Annotated in this window: 27 protein-coding genes; 23 read left to right on the top strand and 4 right to left on the bottom strand. The window is 46.6% G+C overall.

Features of this window, described 5'->3' with window-relative positions; genetic code table 11:
- The first annotated feature begins 19 nt into the window (after positions 1–19).
- The 4 genes from ctaD to ctaG are packed head-to-tail and all read left to right on the top strand — an operon-like array spanning position 20 to position 3755.
- The gene (ctaD, locus tag OVA33_RS17280) at positions 20–1888 is read left to right on the top strand and encodes a cytochrome c oxidase subunit I (protein WP_128974069.1); all 1869 of its coding nucleotides are present in this window, start codon (positions 20–22) and stop codon (positions 1886–1888) included.
- Positions 1888–2511, top strand: coding sequence for a cytochrome c oxidase subunit III (ctaE, locus tag OVA33_RS17275; protein WP_017417721.1), 624 nt, complete (start codon positions 1888–1890; stop codon positions 2509–2511). The genes ctaD and ctaE overlap by 1 nt, the downstream gene beginning before the upstream one ends.
- A gap of 2 nt (positions 2512–2513) precedes the next feature.
- Positions 2514–2846 carry a cytochrome c oxidase subunit IVB gene (gene ctaF, locus OVA33_RS17270; RefSeq protein WP_007409686.1) on the top strand — a complete coding sequence of 111 codons (333 nt, stop codon included), beginning with the start codon at positions 2514–2516 and terminating at the stop codon, positions 2844–2846.
- Between the two features lie 24 nt (positions 2847–2870).
- Positions 2871–3755: a cytochrome c oxidase assembly factor CtaG gene (gene ctaG / locus OVA33_RS17265; RefSeq protein ID WP_025649488.1), complete on the top strand. Its 885-nt coding sequence runs from the start codon at positions 2871–2873 to the stop codon at positions 3753–3755.
- A 33-nt stretch (positions 3756–3788) separates the two neighbouring features.
- Here ctaG and OVA33_RS17260 read toward each other — a convergent pair whose 3' ends face one another.
- Positions 3789–4148: a YugN family protein gene (locus tag OVA33_RS17260; RefSeq protein WP_007409688.1), complete on the bottom strand. Its 360-nt coding sequence runs from the start codon at positions 4146–4148 to the stop codon at positions 3789–3791.
- Positions 4149–4287: 139 nt separating this feature from the next.
- On the opposite strand from OVA33_RS17260, the gene OVA33_RS17255 reads away from it, so the two are divergent.
- The 8 genes from OVA33_RS17255 (at position 4288) to coaD (ending at position 8877) form a co-directional block, all read left to right on the top strand.
- Complete coding sequence (locus OVA33_RS17255) at positions 4288–4731, top strand: CBS domain-containing protein (RefSeq protein WP_017417724.1); 444 nt, start codon at positions 4288–4290, stop codon at positions 4729–4731.
- Between the two features lie 84 nt (positions 4732–4815).
- Positions 4816–5856, top strand: a complete 1041-nt coding sequence (locus OVA33_RS17250; protein ID WP_014417703.1) for a CAP domain-containing protein — start codon at positions 4816–4818, stop codon at positions 5854–5856.
- A gap of 164 nt (positions 5857–6020) precedes the next feature.
- Positions 6021–6431: a YlbD family protein gene (locus tag OVA33_RS17245; protein ID WP_007409691.1), complete on the top strand. Its 411-nt coding sequence runs from the start codon at positions 6021–6023 to the stop codon at positions 6429–6431.
- Between the two features lie 15 nt (positions 6432–6446).
- A complete protein-coding gene (locus tag OVA33_RS17240) occupies positions 6447–6686 on the top strand; it encodes a YlbE-like family protein (protein WP_003154475.1) in 240 nt (79 codons plus the stop codon).
- A 70-nt stretch (positions 6687–6756) separates the two neighbouring features.
- The gene (locus OVA33_RS17235) at positions 6757–7206 is read left to right on the top strand and encodes a regulatory iron-sulfur-containing complex subunit RicF (protein ID WP_003154472.1); all 450 of its coding nucleotides are present in this window, start codon (positions 6757–6759) and stop codon (positions 7204–7206) included.
- A gap of 58 nt (positions 7207–7264) precedes the next feature.
- Positions 7265–7537, top strand: a complete 273-nt coding sequence (locus tag OVA33_RS17230) for a YlbG family protein (protein WP_014417705.1) — start codon at positions 7265–7267, stop codon at positions 7535–7537.
- Between the two features lie 298 nt (positions 7538–7835).
- Entirely contained in the window at positions 7836–8390 is a 555-nt protein-coding gene (rsmD, locus tag OVA33_RS17225; RefSeq protein WP_017417726.1) for a 16S rRNA (guanine(966)-N(2))-methyltransferase RsmD, read from the top strand.
- A gap of 4 nt (positions 8391–8394) precedes the next feature.
- Positions 8395–8877 carry a pantetheine-phosphate adenylyltransferase gene (gene coaD / locus OVA33_RS17220; RefSeq protein WP_025649487.1) on the top strand — a complete coding sequence of 161 codons (483 nt, stop codon included), beginning with the start codon at positions 8395–8397 and terminating at the stop codon, positions 8875–8877.
- An 18-nt stretch (positions 8878–8895) separates the two neighbouring features.
- Here coaD and ylbJ read toward each other — a convergent pair whose 3' ends face one another.
- Positions 8896–10122 carry a sporulation integral membrane protein YlbJ gene (gene ylbJ / locus OVA33_RS17215; RefSeq protein WP_022553383.1) on the bottom strand — a complete coding sequence of 409 codons (1227 nt, stop codon included), beginning with the start codon at positions 10120–10122 and terminating at the stop codon, positions 8896–8898.
- Positions 10123–10301: 179 nt separating this feature from the next.
- Between ylbJ and OVA33_RS17210 the strand changes: the two genes are divergently transcribed.
- The gene (locus OVA33_RS17210) at positions 10302–11081 is read left to right on the top strand and encodes a patatin family protein (protein WP_063636623.1); all 780 of its coding nucleotides are present in this window, start codon (positions 10302–10304) and stop codon (positions 11079–11081) included.
- A gap of 5 nt (positions 11082–11086) precedes the next feature.
- Entirely contained in the window at positions 11087–12109 is a 1023-nt protein-coding gene (locus OVA33_RS17205) for a SepM family pheromone-processing serine protease (protein ID WP_063636624.1), read from the top strand.
- Between the two features lie 18 nt (positions 12110–12127).
- On the opposite strand, the gene OVA33_RS17200 is transcribed toward OVA33_RS17205, so the two are convergent.
- The gene (locus tag OVA33_RS17200; protein WP_063636625.1) at positions 12128–13375 is read right to left on the bottom strand and encodes a nucleotidyltransferase; all 1248 of its coding nucleotides are present in this window, start codon (positions 13373–13375) and stop codon (positions 12128–12130) included.
- A gap of 208 nt (positions 13376–13583) precedes the next feature.
- On the opposite strand from OVA33_RS17200, the gene OVA33_RS17195 reads away from it, so the two are divergent.
- The 3 genes from OVA33_RS17195 to gerR all read left to right on the top strand — a co-directional run bounded on the left by OVA33_RS17195 (position 13584) and on the right by gerR (position 15037).
- The gene (locus tag OVA33_RS17195) at positions 13584–14102 is read left to right on the top strand and encodes a YceD family protein (RefSeq protein ID WP_003154459.1); all 519 of its coding nucleotides are present in this window, start codon (positions 13584–13586) and stop codon (positions 14100–14102) included.
- Positions 14103–14123: 21 nt separating this feature from the next.
- Positions 14124–14303, top strand: a complete 180-nt coding sequence (rpmF, locus tag OVA33_RS17190; protein ID WP_003154457.1) for a 50S ribosomal protein L32 — start codon at positions 14124–14126, stop codon at positions 14301–14303.
- Between the two features lie 158 nt (positions 14304–14461).
- Positions 14462–15037 carry a sporulation-specific transcriptional regulator GerR gene (gerR, locus tag OVA33_RS17185; RefSeq protein WP_003154450.1) on the top strand — a complete coding sequence of 192 codons (576 nt, stop codon included), beginning with the start codon at positions 14462–14464 and terminating at the stop codon, positions 15035–15037.
- Positions 15038–15077: 40 nt separating this feature from the next.
- Here the strand turns inward: gerR and OVA33_RS17180 are convergent, their stop codons facing one another.
- A complete protein-coding gene (locus OVA33_RS17180) occupies positions 15078–15560 on the bottom strand; it encodes an N-acetyltransferase (RefSeq protein ID WP_007611262.1) in 483 nt (160 codons plus the stop codon).
- Positions 15561–15722: 162 nt separating this feature from the next.
- Between OVA33_RS17180 and OVA33_RS17175 the strand changes: the two genes are divergently transcribed.
- The 6 genes from OVA33_RS17175 (at position 15723) to pbpB (ending at position 22416) form a co-directional block, all read left to right on the top strand.
- Positions 15723–16604, top strand: a complete 882-nt coding sequence (locus OVA33_RS17175; protein ID WP_022553382.1) for a 2-dehydropantoate 2-reductase — start codon at positions 15723–15725, stop codon at positions 16602–16604.
- Positions 16605–16690: 86 nt separating this feature from the next.
- Positions 16691–18310: a bacillithiol biosynthesis cysteine-adding enzyme BshC gene (gene bshC / locus OVA33_RS17170; protein ID WP_029973503.1), complete on the top strand. Its 1620-nt coding sequence runs from the start codon at positions 16691–16693 to the stop codon at positions 18308–18310.
- A gap of 125 nt (positions 18311–18435) precedes the next feature.
- A complete protein-coding gene (gene mraZ / locus OVA33_RS17165) occupies positions 18436–18867 on the top strand; it encodes a division/cell wall cluster transcriptional repressor MraZ (protein WP_007409703.1) in 432 nt (143 codons plus the stop codon).
- Positions 18868–18936: 69 nt separating this feature from the next.
- The gene (gene rsmH / locus OVA33_RS17160) at positions 18937–19872 is read left to right on the top strand and encodes a 16S rRNA (cytosine(1402)-N(4))-methyltransferase RsmH (RefSeq protein WP_007409704.1); all 936 of its coding nucleotides are present in this window, start codon (positions 18937–18939) and stop codon (positions 19870–19872) included.
- A 39-nt stretch (positions 19873–19911) separates the two neighbouring features.
- On the top strand, positions 19912–20265 hold the full coding sequence (ftsL, locus tag OVA33_RS17155; RefSeq protein WP_017417731.1) for a cell division protein FtsL: 354 nt from the start codon (positions 19912–19914) through the stop codon (positions 20263–20265).
- Positions 20266–20271: 6 nt separating this feature from the next.
- Positions 20272–22416: a penicillin-binding protein 2B gene (pbpB, locus tag OVA33_RS17150; RefSeq protein WP_128974070.1), complete on the top strand. Its 2145-nt coding sequence runs from the start codon at positions 20272–20274 to the stop codon at positions 22414–22416.
- Positions 22417–22500: the final 84 nt, after the last annotated feature.

Genomic DNA, 22500 nt, shown 5'->3' with positions numbered 1-22500 from the left:
ATCAGGGGGGAGGTCGCAAATGATGAATACGCTTACAGGACAGCAAAGAAAAAGCTCTTTGCTTTGGGATTATTTGACGACGGTTGACCATAAGAAAATCGCGATTTTATATATGATCGCCGGGGGATTTTTCTTCGTCGTCGGCGGACTTGAGGCCATGCTTATCAGGATTCAGCTCTTGAGGCCGGGGAACGATTTTATGGGTGCGCAGCAGTTTAATGAAAATATGACGATGCACGGCACGACAATGATCTTCCTGGCGGCGATGCCGCTGTTATTCGGGCTGATGAACGCGGTTGTGCCGCTGCAGATCGGGGCGCGTGACGTATCATTCCCATTTTTGAATGCGCTCGGATTTTGGCTGTTTTTCTTCGGAGGCATCTTTTTGAATCTGAGCTGGTTTTTAGGGGGCGCTCCTGATGCAGGATGGACGTCGTACGCGTCACTTGCGCTGAATTCGAAAGGGCACGGCATAGACTTTTTCGTGCTCGGCCTGCAAATATCAGGCTTAGGTACGCTGATTGCGGGGATCAATTTTCTCGCCACGATTATTAATATGAGGGCGCCGGGTTTGACGTATATGAGATTGCCGCTGTTTACGTGGACGACATTTGTGGCGTCGGCACTCATTTTATTCGCATTTCCTCCGCTCACCGTCGGTTTGGCGCTGATGATGCTGGATCGTTTGTTCGGAACGAATTTCTTTAATCCTGAATTGGGCGGCAATACGATAATCTGGGAGCATCTGTTTTGGATTTTCGGGCATCCGGAAGTGTACATTTTAATTCTTCCCGCCTTTGGGATTTTTTCAGAAATCATTCCCGTATTTGCGAGGAAACGTCTGTTCGGTTATTCGTCTATGGTCTTTGCGATCGTGCTGATCGGCTTTCTCGGGTTCATGGTTTGGGTTCACCATATGTTTACGACGGGACTCGGACCGATCGCTAATGCGATATTTGCGGTTGCGACGATGGCGATCGCGGTGCCTACGGGCATTAAAATTTTCAACTGGCTTTTGACCATCTGGGGAGGAAATGTCAAATTCACGACGCCTATGCTGTATGCCGTCGCCTTTATTCCTTCTTTCGTACTCGGAGGAGTCACGGGTGTCATGCTGGCGGCCGCAGCGGCAGATTATCAGTTCCATGATACGTATTTTGTCGTAGCGCATTTCCACTACGTCATTATCGGCGGCGTTGTGTTCGGCATCCTGGCGGGCGTGCATTTCTGGTGGCCGAAAATGTTCGGGAAGGTGCTTCATGAAACGATGGGAAAAATTTCGTTCGTCTTATTTTTTATCGGGTTTCATCTTACCTTCTTCATTCAGCATTTCCTCGGCTTGATGGGAATGCCGCGGCGCGTTTACACATATCTGCCCGGCCAGGGGCTTGATACCGGCAACCTGATCAGTTCAATCGGCGCGTTTTTCATGGCGGGCGCGGCAGTTTTACTCGTCGTCAATATTATTTATACCTCAATAAAGGGGAAATACGTCGGGAACGACCCGTGGCTGGACGGTCGTACGCTTGAATGGGCGGTCTCTTCGCCGCCGCCGGAATATAATTTTAAACAGCTTCCGTTTGTCCGGGGACTTGACCCGCTGTGGATTGAAAAGCAGGCCGGAAATGAAGGGATGGCGCCTGCAGAGCCTGTAGAGGACATTCATATGCCGAACGGCTCCATCATGCCGTTTATCATATCTTTCGGGCTGTTTGTCGCAGCGTTTGGGTTTTTATACCACTCCGATTATTCATGGGGGCTTCCGGTTATCTTCATAGGGCTCGGCATCACATTCTTTACCATGCTGCTTCGCTCTGTGGTCGATGATTACGGCTATCATATTCACAAAGAAGATCTGCCGAATGATGATAAAGGGGTGAAGGCGTAATGCAGCTGCAGGAAAAAATGACGGCTGAAACCTTTCCGGCTTCTCCTGAAAAAGCAACGTTGGAGGGGAAAAATAAGTTTTTGGGATTTTGGCTGTTTCTCGGCGGCGAAACGGTCCTGTTCGCCTCGCTATTTGCGACATTTCTTGCTTTACGGGAATCTAAAGCCGGAGGGCCGTCAACGTCTGAGATGTTTGAGCTGCCGATCGTGTTTATCGCGACGATGCTTCTTTTAACGAGCAGCTTAACGAGTGTGTATGCGATGTATCATATGAAAAATTTCTCCTTTAAAAAAATGCAGGTGTGGCTTCTGGTTACCGTATTATTGGGAGCGGGATTTTTAGGGGTAGAAATCTATGAATTTATGCATTACACTCACGAATTCGGCTTTACCATTACAAGCTCTGCGCTCGGCTCAGCGTTTTACACGCTCGTCGGCACACACGGAGCACACGTGGCGTTCGGGCTGTTGTGGATCAGCGCGCTGATGATCCGGAATGCGAAAAGAGGGCTCAGCCTTTATAATGCGCCGAAATATTATGTGGCCAGCTTATATTGGCATTTTATCGATGTCGTGTGGGTCTTTATCTTTACCGTTGTATATTTGATGGGGATGGTGGGATAACGATGGACGATAACAAAAACAGAGGGACTGTCAGTACGGATCTCGAATATCGGAAAAAGAAAAATGCCGAGGAGATGAAATATCAGGTCATATCCTTCGGTTTGATGATCGGCCTTACGCTTGTCGCGTTTTTGACGGTGGCTGCTGACGGCATTGCCGGATGGTTTACGATGCCGTTTCTGATCCTGCTTGCGGTCATCCAGGTCATCTTTCAGCTGTTTTACTTTATGCATATGAGCCAAAAGGGGCATGAAGCGCCGTCATTATTTCTGTATTCGGGAATATTTGTCGCGTTTATCACCGTGCTTGCATTTGTCACGATTATTTGGTGGTAATCGGGGCGGCGGGGAGTGAGAGATTTGATTAATTTGGAAATGTTCGGGTTTCGCGCAATGTGGAGCCCGTATCTGTTTTGCATAACTGCCGTGATAACAGGTGTTTACTTTTACTGGTGCAGCCGGCATAAAGGACGTGTGGCCGCTAAGGAGAAGGTGCTGTTTGTGCTTTCCGCGCTATTTTTTTACACGGCTGCGGGAAGTCCGGTTGATTTATTGGGCCATGTGATGTTCAGCGCCCATATGACGCAGATGGCGGTTCTGTTTTTAGTCGTACCGCCGCTGTTGATTTCCGGAATTCCCGGCTGGGCATGGAAAAAACTGATCTTCCGTCCTGTCGTAAAGCCGCTGTTTTCGTTCTTTTCAATGCCGCTTATCGCATTAGTGCTGTTTAACGGTATTTTTTCACTGTATCACATCCCGTTTATATTTGATTTCGTCAAAACGGATTCGCTGTATCATACGCTGATGAACGGACTCATCTTTGTAACGGCGTTTTTTATGTGGTGGCCGCTTGTGCATAAGGTGGACGGTCTGCCCCGTCTCAGCGGTTTAATGAAGCTGGGGTATATTATGGCAGACGGGATTCTGTTAACACCGGCCTGCGCGCTCATTATGTTCAGCGGGGCGCCCATGTATGCCACGTATACAGATCCGGCGGCTTGGGCCGAAGCAATGAAGCTTTGCGTTCCTTTAGACTTGTTGGAGGAGATCCCTTTATCCGGACCGGAGATGTTTAACACGCTCCCTCCTCTGGAAGATCAGCAGCTTGGTGCAGTACTGATGAAAATCATTCAAGAGGCGGTCTACGGAACATATTTGGCTGTCATCTTTTTTCAGTGGGTCAGAACGGAACGGGAAAAAGATACGCTGTCAGAGCCGCCGTATATCGAGCATACCGTCTCGTAAAAAAAGTACAGCAGAATATGCTGTACTTTTTTATTACATTTGCACTGTTTTTAATGACTCTTCCAATTCAAGCAGTAAAGCTTTGCTTTCAGCGACGACATGTTCCGGAAATTCTTCAGCGCTGCCGTATTCTACGCCGTGCGGATAATAATGCTTTCCTAAAAGAGGGGCCTTCAGCTGAATCACGGCCCGGCTGCCGCCGACATCGCCCTCTTTTGCCGTTCCTTGAATCCGCAGATAAAATGTCCCCTCAGGTACTGAAAACTTTTTGTCGTAAGTCACTCTTTCATAATCCCATTGTCCAGCCAGAATGAGTCCTTTGCCTTCCATCAGATCATTCAAGCGGCTGAGTTCCGCTGTTACCCCTTCAAGACCGCTGTTTTCAAACTTCAAACCTTCCCCCTCCTTTTAAAAATGCCCTTTCCTGACAATCATAGTATGAAAGCGTTACACTTTCAATGATTCATACGGTGAAAGTATGCAAAAAGAAAAATTTGACGACAATAGTAGCAGAAAAAGGAGGAATTCCGCAATGACAAAGATCAATAAGCTCATGACGTCAGACTTGCAATATTGTACAGTATTAGATAATGTATATGAAGCTGCGGTGAAGATGAAAGACGCGGATGTCGGCGCCATTCCGATAGTGGATGAAGACGGCGCGACCCTTGTCGGGATCGTGACAGACAGAGATCTCGTATTACGGGGAATTGCTTCAAAAAAGCCGAACTCTCAAAAAATAACCGACGCAATGACAGAGCGGGTTATCAGTGCAGAAGAAGACGCCTCTGTGGAGGAGGTGCTCCATTTGATGGCTGAACATCAGCTCAGAAGAATTCCCGTCACAAAGGATAAAAAACTGGTCGGCATTGTTACGCTCGGCGATCTTTCGTTGGCCGAGCAATCAAATGAGCAAGCAGGCCGGGTGCTGTCTGACATTTCTGAAGACGGCGGTCCGGAGGGGTTTATCCATTAAACATAAATCACGGACGATGCAAATAGGCTGTACTGTATAAGAGTAAACAAAAACAGAACGGTTTGAACATATGGGGGTGAGAGGTTGAAAAATATCGCAAGGGCTCTCGTTATCCTTTTGCTTATTTACGGAGCGTATGTTCTGTTTATACAATATGGATCGGCTCCTCAGAAAAAGACGGATCAGGAGGAGCCTCAGGTTTCCAATGAAGAAGAGAGCGGAAAACGGCTGAAAATGCCGTCATCCGGACTGCTTTCTCTCATGGGGAAATCTGCCGCCGATGTGAAAAAGAAACTTGGGGAACCGTCCCGGAAAGATCCTTCTGCCTACGATTACGAGTGGTGGGTGTACAACCAGGGGAAAGACCAATACGTACAAGTCGGTATTTTGAATGATAAAGCCGTGACTTTGTACGCTTCGGGAAGCGGCATCAACGCAAAACCGTTTAAGATCGGCGAATCGACGGGCGAAGTTTTTAAAACGACGCAGGTTTCTCCTTTTGTCAATGTGACTGACAAGGGAAACACGTATCGGTTCGAGTTTTCTGAAGAAGATATCAATACCCGTCCCACCGTCAAGATAGGCGGAATGTATGTTCAGCTGTACATGGACAAATTTGACGGGAATCTGTCAAGCATCAGGGCATTTGATGCGGAAACACTTGTGAAACAAAGGCCGTATGAAGTCATGTACAGAGGAAAGCTGACAGAACCCGAGCCAGTTTCTGATGAAAAATGGAACGACATTGAACGAGCGAGTGAGCAGCAGATTCTCGACATTACAAATGTCATCCGCGTGAAACACGGACTGGCAAGGCTGAAATGGGACGAAGGCGCCGCAAAAGTGGCATTCGGCCACAGCAAGGACATGAAGGATAACAAGTATTTCTCTCACGTCTCAAAGAAATACGGGACTCTGAAGGACCGCTTAGAAAAAGGCGATGTGAAATACCGGGAGGCCGGTGAAAATATTGCCTACAACTATGTGGACGGTCCTGCCGCCGTGGAGGGCTGGCTGAACAGCGAAGGCCACAGAAAGGCGCTGTTAAGCCCGGATTATACGCACCTCGGTGTCGGCGTGGACCGGAAGTATTATACGCAAAACTTCATTAAGCCTTGGCAGTAAAAAACCGCAGAGGGGCGCGTCCCCCGCGGTTTTTTTATGTTTTTTCGCGAGCGGCGCTCCTGCTGAAAAAAATATACCTGCTTTTTTTCGCAATTTAGGCGAACATTAAGGCGAATGAACCGATACATTATAGCAGGCAAAACTTTTCGGAGGGAGTGAGAATTGTGGCGAATCAGCAATCACGGCAATCAATCGATGATTTTAAACAATTCGTAAAAAAGCATCCCAAACTGATCCAAAATGTTCGCAAGGAACAAAGGAGCTGGCAGGAAGTCTATGAAAATTGGGTTCTTCTGGGCGAGGATGATCCGATATGGGATCCTTTTAAAGACGAGGCCGTTCAGCCTTCTTCCGACGCGGAAACCAAACAGGAACCAGCTGAAAAAAACGATTTCGTTTCAAAAATGGTCACTGCCGTCAAAAAGATGGATATCAACCAAATGAATGAGCAGATCAATAAAATGAGCCAGTCCATTTCATCATTGCAAAGCCTTTTAAGCCAATTTTCGGGGAGCAGCACGAAGCAGCCCCGGCAAGGCTCCGGACAACATCCTTTTTCGTTCAGAAAGGATTAAAGAAGGGGATCGTGTATGCGAAAAGAGGTTCAGGAATTCATATCCGCAGATGAGGAACGGAAACGGTTTATACGGCAGCGTCCCGTCTGGTACCGCAGACTTGCGAGAAAACCGGACGATCTCAATTCCTTTCAGCTTGACATGATGAATTTTTATGAAAAGACGATACCGCATCGGGTAAGCCAATTCTCAAACGGGATTCAAATGGCGCAGATGATGATGCAGATGGTTCACGCCATGCGTTCACAGGATTAAAAAGCGTTTAAACGCCGCATTTTCCAATTGGGTGGTTTCATGGTAAACTAGCAACTGGAGGTGCGTATTTATGTATGCAACAATTGAGTCCGTCAAGCTTCAAAGTGAAGCGGAGCAGCTTGCCGGCATGATTCTGCAGTCTGAGACGGCTGAAAATTACCGCGATTGTTACAAGCGTCTCCGTGAAGATGAAGAGGCAGGGCGGATCATTCGTTCTTTTATGAGCGTTAAAGAGCAGTATGAGGATGTGCAGCGCTTTGGCAAATACCATCCTGATTATAGAGAGATTTCCCGCAAAATGAGAGAAATGAAGCGGGAACTGGATTTAAACGATAAGGTGGCCGAATTTAAAAAAGCGGAGACTGAGCTTCAGTCGCTGCTTGACGAGATCAGCATTGAACTCGGAACGGCCGTCTCGGAGCATGTAAAAGTTCCGACGGGGAATCCTTATTTTGACGGCCTGTCATCCTGCGGCGGCGGGTGCGGTTCCGGCGGCGGCTGCGGATGCAAAGTTTCCTGACGAGACGGCCGTCTCGTCTTTTACATAAAATGAACAGAAAGTCAGGCGGGTGATCATGATGGAAAATAAGCGCCAAGGCATAATCGTATATCTGCATTCTTTAAAACACAGCAAAATGCTGAGAAAATTCGGCAACGTTCATTATGTTTCCAAGCGGCTGAAATACGTTGTGCTGTATTGCGATATGGATCTAATCGAAAAAACAATGGAAAAGATTTCTTCTTATTCTTATGTGAAGAAGGTAGAGCCTTCTTATAAACCTTTTTTAAAGCTGGAATTTGAATCAAAGCTTGATAAAGCGAAAGAGTACGATTATAAAATCGGCATATAAAAAAATCCCCGCAGATACCTGCGGGGTCCTTCTATTCCTTAACAAGTTAAGGAGAAGGAAAAGGGAGAGGAGAAACCGGAGGAAGAACTTATGGGGAAACGTAAGTCTTCTCCGCGGTTGGCAACAACATCATTCATTGATGCTGTTACACTTAGTCTTGACAGGAATGTGAATATGTATACACGATTTCACGTTCATTGTTTGAAAGAATGCTTTATGATAAGATAGGGATTGTTTTGATACATAACGGCTCAGCCGATGAGAAACATCAAAGTTTTCAGAAAAAGTGGTGTGAATAATGAGAGTAATTTCCGGTTCAAGAAAAGGACGAGCCTTAAAGGCTGTGCCGGGCACATCAACAAGGCCGACGACGGATAAAGTAAAAGAGTCTATTTTTAATATGATCGGCCCGTATTTTGACGGAGGAACGGGGCTGGATTTGTTTGCGGGGAGCGGCGGTCTCGGGATTGAAGCGCTGTCGCGCGGATTTGACCGCTGTATCTTTGTGGATCGTGATTTCAAAGCCATCCAAACGGTAAAAGCGAATATCAAAGCGCTTGATCTGCTGTCTTCAGCGGAAGTATACCGCAATGATGCAGAGCGGGCCCTCTATGCCGCGGCGAAACGGGAAAAAGGTTTTGACGGAATTTTCTTAGATCCTCCGTATAAGGAACAAAAGCTGAAAGCGCTTATCGAAATGATTGATGAGCAGAACATGCTGAATGAAGGCGGTTTTGTCGTAGCCGAGCATGATAAAGCCGTTGTGCTTCCTGAAGCCGTCGGCGCGCTTTCCGTAACAAGAAGGGAAATTTACGGGCTTACAGGAGTGACGATATACCGAAATAGGGGGTAATGATGTGGCAAGTATAGCTGTATGTCCCGGAAGTTTTGATCCCGTCACCTACGGACACCTGGACATTATCAGACGGGGGGCAAACGTGTTTGAGCAGGTGTACGTATGCGTGCTCAATAATTCTTCTAAGCAGCCGCTGTTTACAGTTGAGGAACGATGTGAGCTGTTAAGAGAAGTGACAAAAGACATACCGAATGTTACGGTCGAGACGTCACAGGGACTGTTAATCAACTATGCGAAAAAAAAGCGGGCGAAGGCGATTATCAGGGGGCTCAGAGCCGTTTCTGACTTCGAATATGAGATGCAGGGGACTTCCGTCAACCGCGTGCTCGACGAATCAATAGAAACTTTTTTTATGATGACGAACAATCAGTACTCTTTTTTAAGTTCAAGCATCGTAAAAGAAGTCGCAAAATATAACGGGCCTGTTTCAGAGTTTGTTCCTCCGGAAGTTGAACAGGCGCTGAAGCAGAAATTTAAAGGATGAGAAGCGCTGATTAGCGTCTCATCCTTTTTTTGTCCGTGCTGACAGCCTGTAGCAATAAATCAATGCGTATACGGCGAGAGCTGTCAGCGTGATGGCGGGACCGGTTTCAACAAGTGTATTCCAACCGCTGACGGCAGCAGATACCGCTTCCTGATCGCGGAAAGGGAGGAATACGGACTGGTAAGGTTCGTCCAATGCAAGGTAAAGCGGCTTCCACAGTAAGAGAATAAAGAGTGCGGCATAAATGCCCTGAAGGATACGCGCCGCGAAAAACGGTTTAAAGCGGATATCTGTTTCCGATAAAATGCCGGCTACCTGGGCCTGTACGGAAAGGCCGCTGAACCCGAGAATAAAACTCACAATCATGGCTTTCGGCAGCAAGTCGGCATCAGCTTCACTGACCAGTTTGCTCCCAAGTGTAATTTCAAACATCCCGCTGATAAGAGGGATGTCCAGATTTGCCGGAAGATGAAAAAGCGAAAGCAGCGCGTTTGTAAATACAGAAAGCACATCCATGACTTGTACGATTGATAATAATCGGCTGAAAACCGAAAACAATATAATAAAACCGCCCACCATCAGCAAGGTTTGTACAGAAGAGGTGACGGCGTCGCCCAAAATTTTTCCGAGCGGCCGCTTTTCCGAAAGCCGCGCCTTGTGGAGGGCCAGAAATGCTTCCTTCAGAGAAGGGAGAGCGATCGTCTTTTTACCGGTATACGCCGCTTCTTCTTTCCGTCCGTATGAACGCATCGTCAGGCCGACGGCGATGTTTCCGAGATAGTGAGCCGATGCCAGCAGAATGCCGAGAGACGCGTTATGAAAAAAGCCGACCGCTACAGCAGCGAATATAAATAACGGATTGGATGAATTGGTAAAAGAGACGAGGCGTTCAGCCTCTACTCTGGAGATTTGTTTATCCTGGCGCAGCCGTGCAGTCAGCTTCGCGCCGGCCGGATTGCCTGAAGCCATGCCCATAGCCAGTACAAATCCGCCGACCCCCGGCACTCTGAAAATGGGACGCATAAAGGGTTCGAGTAAAAGGCCGACAAACTTGACAATGCCGAATCCGATTAAAAGCTCAGATAGAATAAAAAACGGAAGCAATGAAGGAAAAACTACCTCCCACCACATGGAAAGACCGGTTTTGGAGGCTTCGAATGAGGCCTGAGGGTGTGAAATAACCGTCGCCGTCAAAAAAATGAAAAACAATGAAATCAAAAATGTATGAAACTTAGACAAATTCATTCTTACCTCCCCGATGCTAAAATTGCACACTGACATTTATATCATGATAAAATATAGAACAGACCTTAAAGGCGGCCGGGCAAGTACCTATTTGTCATCCTGTACTAATATACGAGCATAGGGGTTCAATTTAGACCATAGAATTCATGTATAGGATGTCTATTAGGGGGTTCGTCGCGTTGGCCAAACCTACAATCGGGTTAGCGTTAGGTTCGGGAGGGGCAAGAGGCATCGCTCATCTCGGAGTGTTATCCAGTTTACATAAGCATCAGATTCCAATTGATATGATTGCCGGCAGCAGCATGGGAGCGTTAGTCGGGAGCTTTTATGCGGCCGGGCATGACGTGGCCACGATGAAAAAAGTCGCCAAAGCATTTAAGCGGCGGCTGTACGCGGATTATACGATGCCGAGGCTCGGATTTTTAAAAGGGGACCGCATCAGGCAGCTCGTGCATGCCTATACGTACGGCAAGCCGATAGAAGAACTGCAGATCCCGCTCGGCATCGTGGCCTGCGACCTTCAGACCGGCGAAAAACTCGTTTTTACGAAAGGTTCAGTATCCGAAGCCGTCCGCGCGAGCATCAGCATACCGGGCGTTTTCGTCCCGCAAAAAATGAACGGACGTATGTTAGTCGACGGCGCGGTGGTCGACAGAATCCCGGTTTCCGCCGTAAAAGATATGGGTGCTGATATCGTCATCGCCTCTGACGTATCCCGGGTGAAAAAAACGGAAAAGGCGGCACATATTTTTGATGTAATCATGCAAAGTATGGATATACTGCAAAATGAATTGGTCCGTCACCAGACCATTGCCGCAGACGTCATGATCCGCCCTTCTCTTGAATCATTCAGCTCAAGTTCTTTTGCCAACATTGATCATATGATCACAGCGGGCGAAGAAGCCGCAGACCGGATGATCGGCCGGATTAAACAAGAAATAGAGAACTGGGAGGGCTAACTCATATGAAAGCAAAACATTTTCGCTGGGTGTTTATCATCCTGATCTTATTAATCGCTGTTACATTTATTAAGCTTCCGTATTACATCACACAGCCGGGAGAAGCATCAGAGCTGAGACCGCTGATTAAGGTGGACGGAGGCTATCCTGAAAAAGGAAGCCTTTCCTTGATGACTGTCAAAGTAGGCCCCGCCAATCCGTATACATATCTTTGGGCGAAAGTGCATCCTTACGATGAAATCGTCCCTGACGAAAGCATAAAAGAAGAGGGCGAATCGGACTCGGATTATATGAAGCGCCAGCTGCAAATGATGAAAAGCTCCCAAGAAAACGCGGTCATTGCCGCTTATCAAAAAGCCGGGAAACAGGTGAAATACTCATTTAACGGCATTTATGCCAGCTCAGTCGTCTCTGACATGCCGGCAAAAGGAAAAATAGAGGTCGGTGATAAAATCATCAGCGCGGACGGGAAAACATACGAATCCGCTGAAAAGCTGATTGATTATATCAGCAGCAAAAAAGCGGGGGAAAAAGTAACGTTTCACATTGAACGGGACACGAAAGAAAAGACCGTTGACATTGTGCTGAAATCATTCCCGGACGACCCGAAAAGAGCGGGAATCGGCGTCGCGTTATATACGGACCGGAACGTGAAAGTGAAGCCGGATCTTCATTTCAGCATTGAAAACATCGGCGGGCCTTCTGCGGGTCTCATGATGTCTTTAGAAATTTACAACCAGCTGACAAAACCTGACGAAACAAAAGGCTATAATATAGCCGGAACGGGGACAATCGACGTGGACGGCAAAGTCGGACCGATCGGCGGAATCGATCAGAAAGTCGTCGCCGCAGACAAAGCGGGAAAAGATATTTTCTTTGCGCCGAATCAAAACGGAGCTGAAAATTCTGATTACAAAAATGCGGTAAAAACGGCGAAAGCAATCAAGTCCGATATGAAGATCGTCCCTGTCGACACCATGCAGGACGCACTTGACTATTTGGATCAGATGAAAGTAAAAAACACCTGATACAGTCAGGTGCTTTTTTTACGCATTCAAAAAACGCTTTTCGTCTTCATCATAGCGGATCGGGGCTTGTGAAAATTCCTGCTTCTCAAACAATGTGCGTTCAGGTTCTTTTATCGGCAGGCTGTAAACCCGTCCCGCCAGTATGTCCAGATCCAGAGCGGGATGAGAGAAAGAAGAGAGCTTGCTGACGAGAGGTGCGGTAAGCTCTTTTTTCTTTGCCGACAAGTACGCCTGTCCTTTTTTCGTCATTCCGAGAAGACGGATATAAGGAGCGCTTGAAGGCTGTAAGAGCCGATGCATGTCCTCCTTTTTCGTCCGTGTCAGAATGTGCGTGTTCATCCGCTGCAGCCTCGTCCACGTGTATCGTTTTGTTTTCAATCGTTCCATCATTTCGCGATAGGATCGGGCTTGTCTGATGGTGCGCAGAATTCTGTGCTCAAGGCCTTCTTCCACTTCATAGATTCGGCTCAATTCTTCAGCGGACAGAGTGCTGAGGCTGTATTTTACATATGAAAAATAGTCTTCGGTGCTGTGCCATATCCCGTATGAATTTCTGTATGCCTCCAGCTCACGCGCAGACGCTTCCGGGAGAAAGCTCCTTGCGGCCGCCGTTCCTTTTTCTATCAGCGCTTTCCGGATGCTTGTTGCGCTGGCTATCCGGCTGTTATCTCCGGGAAGCTCGGCGTCATGATACTGGGAAGCGATTCTGGCTGTCGTATAAGGCTTCATAGCGGAACCGAAGGCGTGTATCGCTCTAACGTAGTGAAAACCGAGAATATTGTTCGGCTTGGACAAATCGAGCATGTCCCGCCCTCTGAATATGTGTGAAAAAGCTTTTGAGGCGGCGGCCGGATAGCTGAGACCCTTTTTCAGCTCCTCTTTCAGAATCAGGCTGCAGTCATCTTCCTTTCGGCTGAACGCTTCAGACGCTTCAATAAAGGGTTCGATCCGCCCGTTTTCGCTGCCGAAAAACAAGCTGCTGCATCCTAAATGATGAAGAAGCGAAACGCTGCCGCGCGCGAATAATTCTGCTTTTTGTACGGCATACATATAAGGGAGCTCAATGACGATATCCACGCCGTTTTCCAGCGCCATTTTTGTCCGGGCCCACTTTGAGACGGCGGCCGGTTCTCCGCGCTGCAAAAAAGGGCCGCTCATCACCGCCGCCGCGACGCTGCTGTCCGTTTTGATTTTTGCTTGTTCCGCATGATAGCGGTGTCCGTTATGAAAGGGATTATATTCAACAACCAGGCCGACTGCTTTCATATTTGTCCCGCCTTTCTTGCTATGTTTTGCTTCGTGTGGTACATTTGCAAATGAAGTGCATATTTTAGTCCGTTTCGTTTAGTGTATGCATAGCCTATCCGGCTGTCAACGATTGCATGACGGCGGCATTATGCTGTAAAGAAAAAATATTGACAAAAACATTCTGAAAAGCTATAATCATGTTTGTTGCTTTCCTGAGGTGATACAAATGAAATGGACGATTTATCAGCTTCATCAAATGGCGAAAAAGAGCTTTGAATTTGATGAAACAGTTGAGTTAAATGAGCTGACAAAATTGAATTCTGACATCCGCCGCATTTCTCCCGTCCGGGTGAAGGGCCGCGCGGAGATTGAATCCAAGCAAGTTTCGTTTGACTTTACGATTTCAGGCGAAATGGTTTTGCCGTGCTCAAGAACTTTAGTTGATGTGCCGTATCCATTTACAATCGCGACAAAAGAACTGTTTAGATTTCATAAGTCGGATGATATAGAAGATGAGGACGTTCATATTGCTGAAGACGATATCGTCGACTTAACTCCGATCGTAAAAGAAGAGATTCTTTTAGAAATTCCTATGCAAGTCTTTTGTGAAACTGAACAAAAAGAAGGAGCCGCTCCCCAAGTGGGGAAGGATTGGCAAGTGATTTCTGAGGAAGACAAGAAAAATCAAATCGACCCCAGACTTGCGGATCTGAAAAAGCTCTTAACACAAGATGATGAATCTTAACTCTTTAAGGAGGTGGGAATAATGGCTGTACCTTTTAGAAGAACTTCTAAAATGAAAAAAAGATTGCGCCGTACACATTTCAAACTAAATGTACCTGGTATGACAGAATGCCCGTCATGCGGAGAGATGAAATTGTCTCACCGTGTATGTAAAGCATGCGGATCATACAACGGCAAAGACATAAATGTTAAAAGCAATTAATGTATGAAGAAAAGCGCGGGAATCTCGGTTCCTGCGCTTTTCTTTTTTTTTGCCCCTCCGGCCTGCTTCCGCCGAAAAAATTGTGAGCGCCAGTAGTCTATCTAATCTATCAGCGGCATATGTATGAGGTAAATGAGCAAATATGGAGGGAGATACGATTGACGATAACGAGACAAGACGCGTGGACGCAAGATGAAGATTTGCTGCTGGCCGAAGTGGTGCTCAGGCATATTCGGGAAGGCGGGACCCAGCTTTCCGCTTTTGAAGAAGTCGGCAGAGCGCTGACGAGAACGGCTGCCGCCTGCGGGTTCAGATGGAATTCTTATGTCAGAAAACAATATCAGTCAGGGATAGAACTGGCGAAAAAACAGCGGAAGGAATTAAGAAAGCAGATCGGGGTGCATTCCGCCAATCTGCCGGGAACCGTCAAACAGCCTCCGATCCGCAGGGCGGAAGGAGAAAAAGAGCTGTCCATTGATGATGTCATTTTGTTTCTTCAGCAATTTAAAGAGTCGCCGGCCGCAGCGGATGTGCGTCATGAAAAAGAAAAACTCACAGAACAGCTGACCGCGCTGCAAAAAGAAGTCGAGGATCTGCGTGAGGAAAATGAAAGCTTGAGAAACAAGCTGGAGATGACGGAAGAAGATTATAAAGCGCTAATTGACATTATGGACAGAGCGAGAAGGATGGTCAATTCAAAAGAAGACGACAGAAAATCGGCGCAGAGCCTGTAAAATGAACCGGCCTGGGGGCGGCGGCCCCGCCGGTTTTTTATTATGCCGTTTCTCCGGATGTCATTTCACCGTCCATATCGGGATGCCAGATATAAGGATTTTCTCCTTTATCACGCGCCATATCATATTTAACGGGCTCAAAATTCATCTTATCCCAGAAATCTGCTGATTTCATGCGTGAATTTGTCCTGATCGGCATTCTGAAGGATTTTGCAAAATCAACAAGCGCTTTTCCGTATCCGTTATTTTGATAGCCCGGAAGAACCTCAAGCTTCCAAAGTTCCAAAAAGTCCTGACGCTGATCAAAATACGGATTCGCACCTCCGTTTACCTGATATAAACTCATTCTCGCCACTAGTTTATCCCCGAAGTAAATCCCGTAAAAAGGCGAGGTGCTGTCATTTTCAATGATATTATCCTGAAGATCTTCAAGCATCGACAGCTCCTGCATCCCGTATTCCTTAAACCTTTTAAATTCTTCGAGTGTCTTAAAGTTGATGAGCAGTCGCTCTATTTTCAACACAAACTCCCCCTTTGTTGTGTTCTACCATTATTGTAAACGCTTTAATTGAAAATTCCAACTATAATATGCTTGCCAGTCTTTTTGCTCAAAACGAAATTGAAGTAATTTGCGGCGGCTTCTGCTATGATAATATGGAAAAATGCAGATATAGGGTGTGACAGTGTGAAAATCGGAATTATCGGCGGCGGAGCGGTAGGCCTTTTATGTGCTTACTACTTATCGTCCCGCCATCAGGTAACGGTCATTACGCGGCGGACGGAGCAGGCTGATGCGATTAACTCAGGCGGTATACGACTTGTGAAAGACGGAATAGAATGTACGGCGGCATGCAGAGCGCAAACGGGCATCACTTCCGGATTCGACCTCTTAATCGCAGCCGTTAAACAGCACCAGCTCAGTGCTGTGCTGCGGGACCTTGAGACGATAAAAGGGACGAATGTGCTGTTTTTGCAAAACGGCATGGGACACATACACGACATGAAAGATTGGCATACGGATCATTCGCTTTATGCCGGCACTGTTGAGCACGGAGCAAAAAAGATATCAGATCATGCCGTTGAACATACGGGAGCGGGAGCCGTAAGATGGAGTGAATTCAGCGCATCCCGGCCGGAAACGCTCAAAAGCATCTTTTCCGGCATGCACCGCGATTTTCCCGTATATGATGAAAACGACTGGTATCGGCTGTTAACGGGAAAACTGATCATAAATGTATGCATCAACCCGTTAACTGCATTGCTGCGCGTGAAAAACGGAGAGCTGTTAAGAAATGACGCTTACAAAAAGTATATGAGAAACGTATTTGAAGAAGCGGAGACAATACTTGGCCTCGCCGATAGAGAAAAAGCGTGGAACAAGGTTTGCGAAGTGTGCAGACTGACGGAAAAAAATCATTCTTCCATGCTCGTCGATATCATGGCAGGCAGGCGGACAGAGGTTGATGCGATTATCGGCTACCTTGTAAAAGAAGCGGAAAGCCGCGGATTGCCGGCCGTTCATCTCACGTTTTTACACCGCAGCATAAAAGCGTTAGAAAGAAACTGAAACAAAGTCTTTTGAGGTTTTCCGGTAACATGCTATACTCATTTCGGAAACCTAACTATTTATTGGAGAAAGGAAGTTCCAGACAGATGCAGCTAACTGAACTTTCCATCAAAAGTCAAAATAAGTTTGTGCAGCACTATATAGATGGAGAAAACATGTCTTCATTTTTTGATTATGATATTCATTCAGAGGACGTATGGCAAAAGCGGCTTCATGACTTGTCTTCGCGGCCGTTTGCCAGAGAGGAATTAGCGGATTATTTATCCTCCTATCACGAAAAATTTCACTCCGCCGCCATGCAGGCCTCCATCGAAAAACTGAGAGATCCAAAAAGCGCAGCGGTAGTAGGCGGCCAGCAGGCCGGTCTTTTAACGGGGCCTCTTTACACCATACATAAAATTATCTCCATTATCGTACTTGCCAGACAGCAGGAAGAGGCGTTACAGATTCCTGTCGTTCCGATTTTCTGGGTGGCGGGTGAAGATCACGATCTGGAAGAAATCAATTTTGTGCATACGTCAACAGAGAATAAAGGTCCGGTGAAACAGAAACTGCCGCAGTCGTACTGGAAAAAAACATCGGCGGCTAAAACCGAGCTTGATCAGGAAAAATGCGCGGCTTGGATTGATGAAGTGTTCGCTGCTTTTGAGGAAACGGATCACACAAACACACTCCTTCAAAACGTGAAGCGATGTTTACGCTCATCAGAGACATTCACGGACTTTTTTGAGCTGTTGATCGCCGACTTGTTTCAAGAAGAAGGCCTTATTCTGTTGAATTCGGGAGATCCGGGGATTAAAAAGCTGGAAACGGGTATGTTTCAGCAGATTTTAAAACACAATCATGAGCTTGCCAAAGCCGTTTCAGACCAGCAGCGTTTTATGCGGGAAGCCGGTTATCACCCGATTATTGAATCGGACAAAGATCAGGCCAATCTGTTTTACGAACATGAGGGAGAGCGTTTCTTAATTGAAAAAGAAAACGGCGTTTTTATGATTAAAGAGCTTGACCTGAAGTGGACGAACGACGAGCTTCATACCCATATGGAAGAAAAACCGGAATGTTTCAGCAATAACGTTGTGACAAGGCCGCTTATGCAGGAGTTTCTCATCCCGACTCTGGCGTTTATCGCGGGACCGGGGGAGATCAATTATTGGGGGGAGCTGAAGCAGGCTTTCTCATTAATGGGCTTTCGCATGACGCCGGTAGTGCCGAGACTGAACATTACGATTCTTGAGCGCCATATTGAAAAGAAGCTTTCAGAACGGAATATCCCGCTTCAGGAAGCGATCGAACACGGCACCGGACACCTGAAAGACAATTATTTTGAAGAGCAGATTCCGGAAGAGTTTTCTTCTGTAATGGAGCAGGCGAAGTCGCAGATTGAAGCTGTCCATAAAAGCGCAAGGGACGAAGCGCTGAAGGTCGATTCAAGCCTTGAGCCGCTCTTACAGAAGAATGCCGCTTTCATTCAAGATCAGCTCTTGTTTTTAGAACGGACGGTAACGAAAAGAATTGAAGAAAAAGAAGGCTTTGTGCTGCGTGACTATGAAAGAATCCAAAACAGCATCAGACCGCTCGGCGCTCCGCAGGAACGGATTTGGAATGTGATGTATTATCTGAACCGCTACGGTCCAAAATTCTTCACAACCTTCAAACATCTGCCATTTTCTTTTCAAAACCAACATCAGATTGTCAAACTTTGAAATAAAGTTTTAAAGAACCCTGAATAGTTCAGGGTTTTTTTTTATGTGTAAACAGTGTAAAATGAGGTTGTGGAGAGAAGTGGCGGATAGTGGTGAGTTTAGGGGAGAAAGTGGGGGTCCTTATCATGTTTATGGGTGAATACCGGCATACCGTTGATGCAAAGGGCCGCATGATCGTACCCGCAAAATTCAGAGAAGGCCTCGGTGAGCAGTTTGTGCTGACCAGAGGACTGGACCAATGCCTTTTCGGCTATCCGATGAATGAATGGAAGCTGATTGAAGAAAAGCTGAAGGCTCTGCCGCTCACCAAAAAAGACGCCCGCGCATTTACCCGATTCTTTTTTTCCGGTGCGACCGAATGCGAACTGGACAAGCAGGGAAGGGTTAATATTGCGTCATCTCTTCTGAATTACGCAAAACTGGAAAAAGAATGTGTTGTCATCGGGGTTTCCAATCGAATTGAATTGTGGAGTAAGGTAATATGGGAACAATACACAGAAGAGCAAGAAGATTCATTCGCTGAAATTGCTGAAAACATGATTGGATTTGATATATAATGGATCTTCGTGCATCACAACAACAACTGACAATTCAATTCATTCCTGATAAAGGTGGGACCGACACAAATGTTTCAGCATAAGACAGTACTTCTTCGTGAAACCGTCGACGGTTTAAATATCAAACCGGACGGAACCTATGTGGACTGCACCCTTGGCGGCGCCGGGCACAGTACATATTTATTGCAGCAATTATCGGAAAAAGGACGCTTGATCGCCTTTGACCAAGATGACACAGCACTTGAAAACGCAAAGAAAACATTGTCCGAATACAAAGGACAGCTTATTCTGGTGAAAAGCAACTTTCGTTATTTAAAAGAGTGTTTACATGAACACGGCATTACGAGTGTTGACGGAATTTTATTTGATTTAGGAGTATCCTCTCCGCAGCTTGATACACCGGAACGGGGATTCAGCTATCATCATGACGCACCGCTGGACATGAGGATGGACCAGTCGGCCGCCCTTACGGCGAAAGAAGTCGTAAATGAATGGCGGTATGAGGACCTTGTGAGGATTTTCTTTAAATACGGAGAAGAAAAATTCAGCAAGCAGATCGCCCGAAAAATTGAAGAGGCTAGAGAAAAATCGCCTATTCAAACAACCGGCCAACTGGTCGATCTAATAAAGGACGCGATACCGGCTCCGGCGAGAAGAAGCGGAGGTCATCCGGCCAAACGTGTATTCCAAGCCATTCGAATCGCCGTAAACGACGAGCTTCAAGTATTTGAAGAGGCCCTCTTGCAAGCGATAGAGGTGCTGAAGCCGGGCGGAAGGGTGTCTGTGATCACTTTTCACTCGCTGGAAGACAGAATGTGCAAGACGACATTCAAGGAAAAATCATCACTTCCCGAACTGCCTCCGGGTCTTCCCGTGATACCGGAAGAATTTGAACCGGAATTAAAACTAATTACGAGAAAGCCCATTACGGCATCAAAAGAGGAGCTTGAAGAAAATAACCGCGCCCGGTCAGCGAAGCTCCGCATTGCGGAGAAACGAAAATAACGGGCAGCAAATGACAACATTAAAGGAGGTCATCAGCCTATGAGCAACTTAGCTTACCAGCAGGAAAAACAACAACGGCCAGTGATAAGTCCCGAAAAAAAGGTGATTGTCAAAAAGAGGGCTTCCATTACACTCGGGGAAAAGGTGCTGCTCGTCCTGTTTGCCATTGCCGTTCTCTCCACATCAATGTTTATCGTATCAAAGGCATACGCGGCTTACCAATCTAATATTGAGGTGCAAAAACTGGAGGAGAAAGTATCTGAGCAGAATAAGCAGATCGGTGATCTCGAAAAGACGGCTGCTGACTTAAGCCAGCCGCAACGCCTGATGGATATCGCCAAAAAGCACGGTTTGAATCTGAAAGATAAAAAAGTGAAAAACATACAGGAATGATAACCCATGCCGAAAAAAAATAAGTTTATGAACAGAGGAGCAGCGATACTCAGTATTTGTTTCGCTCTCTTTTTCTTTGTCATTCTCGGGAGAATGGCGTACATTCAATTAACCGGTAAAGCAAACGGTGTAGAACTTGCAACAAAAGCGACCGAGCAGCACGAAAAAAAGCGGACGATAGAAGCGAGCCGCGGCTCTATTTTTGACCGGAACGGCAAAGTGCTTGCAGAGGACACGGCGACATATAAGCTCATTGCCGTGCTTGATAAAAAGATGACGACCGACAAGAAGCATCCTCAGCATGTCAAAGACAAAGAGAAAACGGCGGAAAAGCTGGCGACCGTTATCAATCTTGATAAAAGCGAGATTCTGGACATCTTAAACAGGGATGGCGCGAAGCAGGTGGAATTCGGTTCAGCCGGCCGCGATATCTCTTATGCGAAAAAACAAAAGATCGAAAAAATGAATCTTCCGGGTATTTCTTTCTTAAGAGATACGAAGCGCTACTATCCGAACGGTGTATTTTTGTCAAATGTTCTCGGCTATGCCGATGTGAATGAAAAAACAAACGAGATACAGGGCTCTTTAGGGCTTGAAAAAATACTGAATAACTATCTGACGGAACGCGACGGATCCGTCACTTACGAAAGTGATAAATCCGGCTGGAAACTTCCGAACAGCAAAGAAAAAATCACCGCACCTAAAAACGGTGACAATGTATATTTAACCATTGATCAGAAAATTCAAACTTTTTTAGAAGACAGCATGACGAAAGTAGCGGAAAAATACAAACCGAAAAAAATCATGGCGGCTGTCGTAGAACCGAAAACAGGCAAAGTGCTCGCGATGGGGCAGCGTCCGAGTTTTGACCCGAATATCAGAAACGTCACCAATTATTACAATGACTTAGTGTCGTACGCGTATGAACCGGGTTCAACGATGAAGATCTTTACGCTTGCCGCGGCGATTCAGGAAAATGTGTTTTCTGCAAACGAGAAATATAAATCAGGAACATATAAAGTGGGAGGCAAACCTGTTAAAGATTGGAACGAAGGCGCCGGCTGGGGTATGACAAGCTTCCGTGACGGCCTCATGAGGTCATCGAATGTTGCTTTCGCCAAACTGGCCAACGAAAAACTGGGGTTTGACCGGTTTAATGAGTACCTGCACAAATTCGGGCTCTATCAAAAAACAGGGATTGATCTGCCCGGTGAAGTATCAAGTAAAATTAACTACAAATATGATTTTGACAAAGCGTCTACGGCTTACGGCCAAGCATCGGCGATAACGCCGATCCAGCAGCTTCAGGCCGTCACGGCGATTGCCAATAACGGCAAAATGATGAAACCTTACGTCATTGATCATATTGTCGACCCCGATACGAAAAAAGTCGTCAAGCAGACAAAACCAGAGCAAGTAGGCACGCCGATTTCAGCCGATACGGCGAAAAAAGTCCGGAACCTGCTCGGAGAAGTCGTGACGTCAGACATCGGAACGGGAAAACCTTATAAAATTGAAGGATTTGACGTCGCGGGTAAAACGGGAACCGCGCAAATCGCCGGGACGGGCGGATATTTAAAGGGAACGAGCAACTATGTGTTTTCATTCATGGGCATGGCGCCGAAAAATGATCCTAAGCTCGTCATCTATGTAGCCGTGCAGCAGCCGCAATTAAAAGCGGGTCAAAGCAGCTCTGATCCCGTCGCGGAAATCTTTAACCCGACGATGAAAAACAGCCTCCACTACCTGAATATCGAACCGACGGAAAAAACAGATTCCGGTCAGGAAGAAACGAAAAGCCAAAAGATGCCTGACCTGACAGATAAGACGGTCAAGAGCGCTGAGAAGGAAGCGAAAAATGAACATCTCACACCGATTGTCATCGGCAGCGATGTTGCCGTAAAAGAGCAGTATCCGACAGCTGGAGAAGATGTGATCACCAATCAGAAAATCTTCTTAAAAACAGACGGAAAGATGACGATGCCGGATATGTCCGGATGGTCGAGACGGGAAGTGCTTCAATTCAGCAAAGTATCAGGCATTCACATTGATGTGAGCGGTGAAGGTTACGCTTCAAGCCAAAGTGTGAAAAAAGGCAAAGAACTGAAAGAAAATACCGTGATCAAGGTGAAATTTAAAAATCCTGATTAACGGGACAGAGAAGTCCGCGGATGCCCGCGGGCTTCTTTTTTATGCGCCGCCGTTCTATGTGTCCAAGCTGAGGCATAAATTGAA

The organism is Bacillus sp. KICET-1 (assembly GCF_027721405.1).
Taxonomy (GTDB): domain Bacteria; phylum Bacillota; class Bacilli; order Bacillales; family Bacillaceae; genus Bacillus; species Bacillus velezensis.
This window is presented reverse-complemented; position numbering and strand designations above follow the sequence as displayed.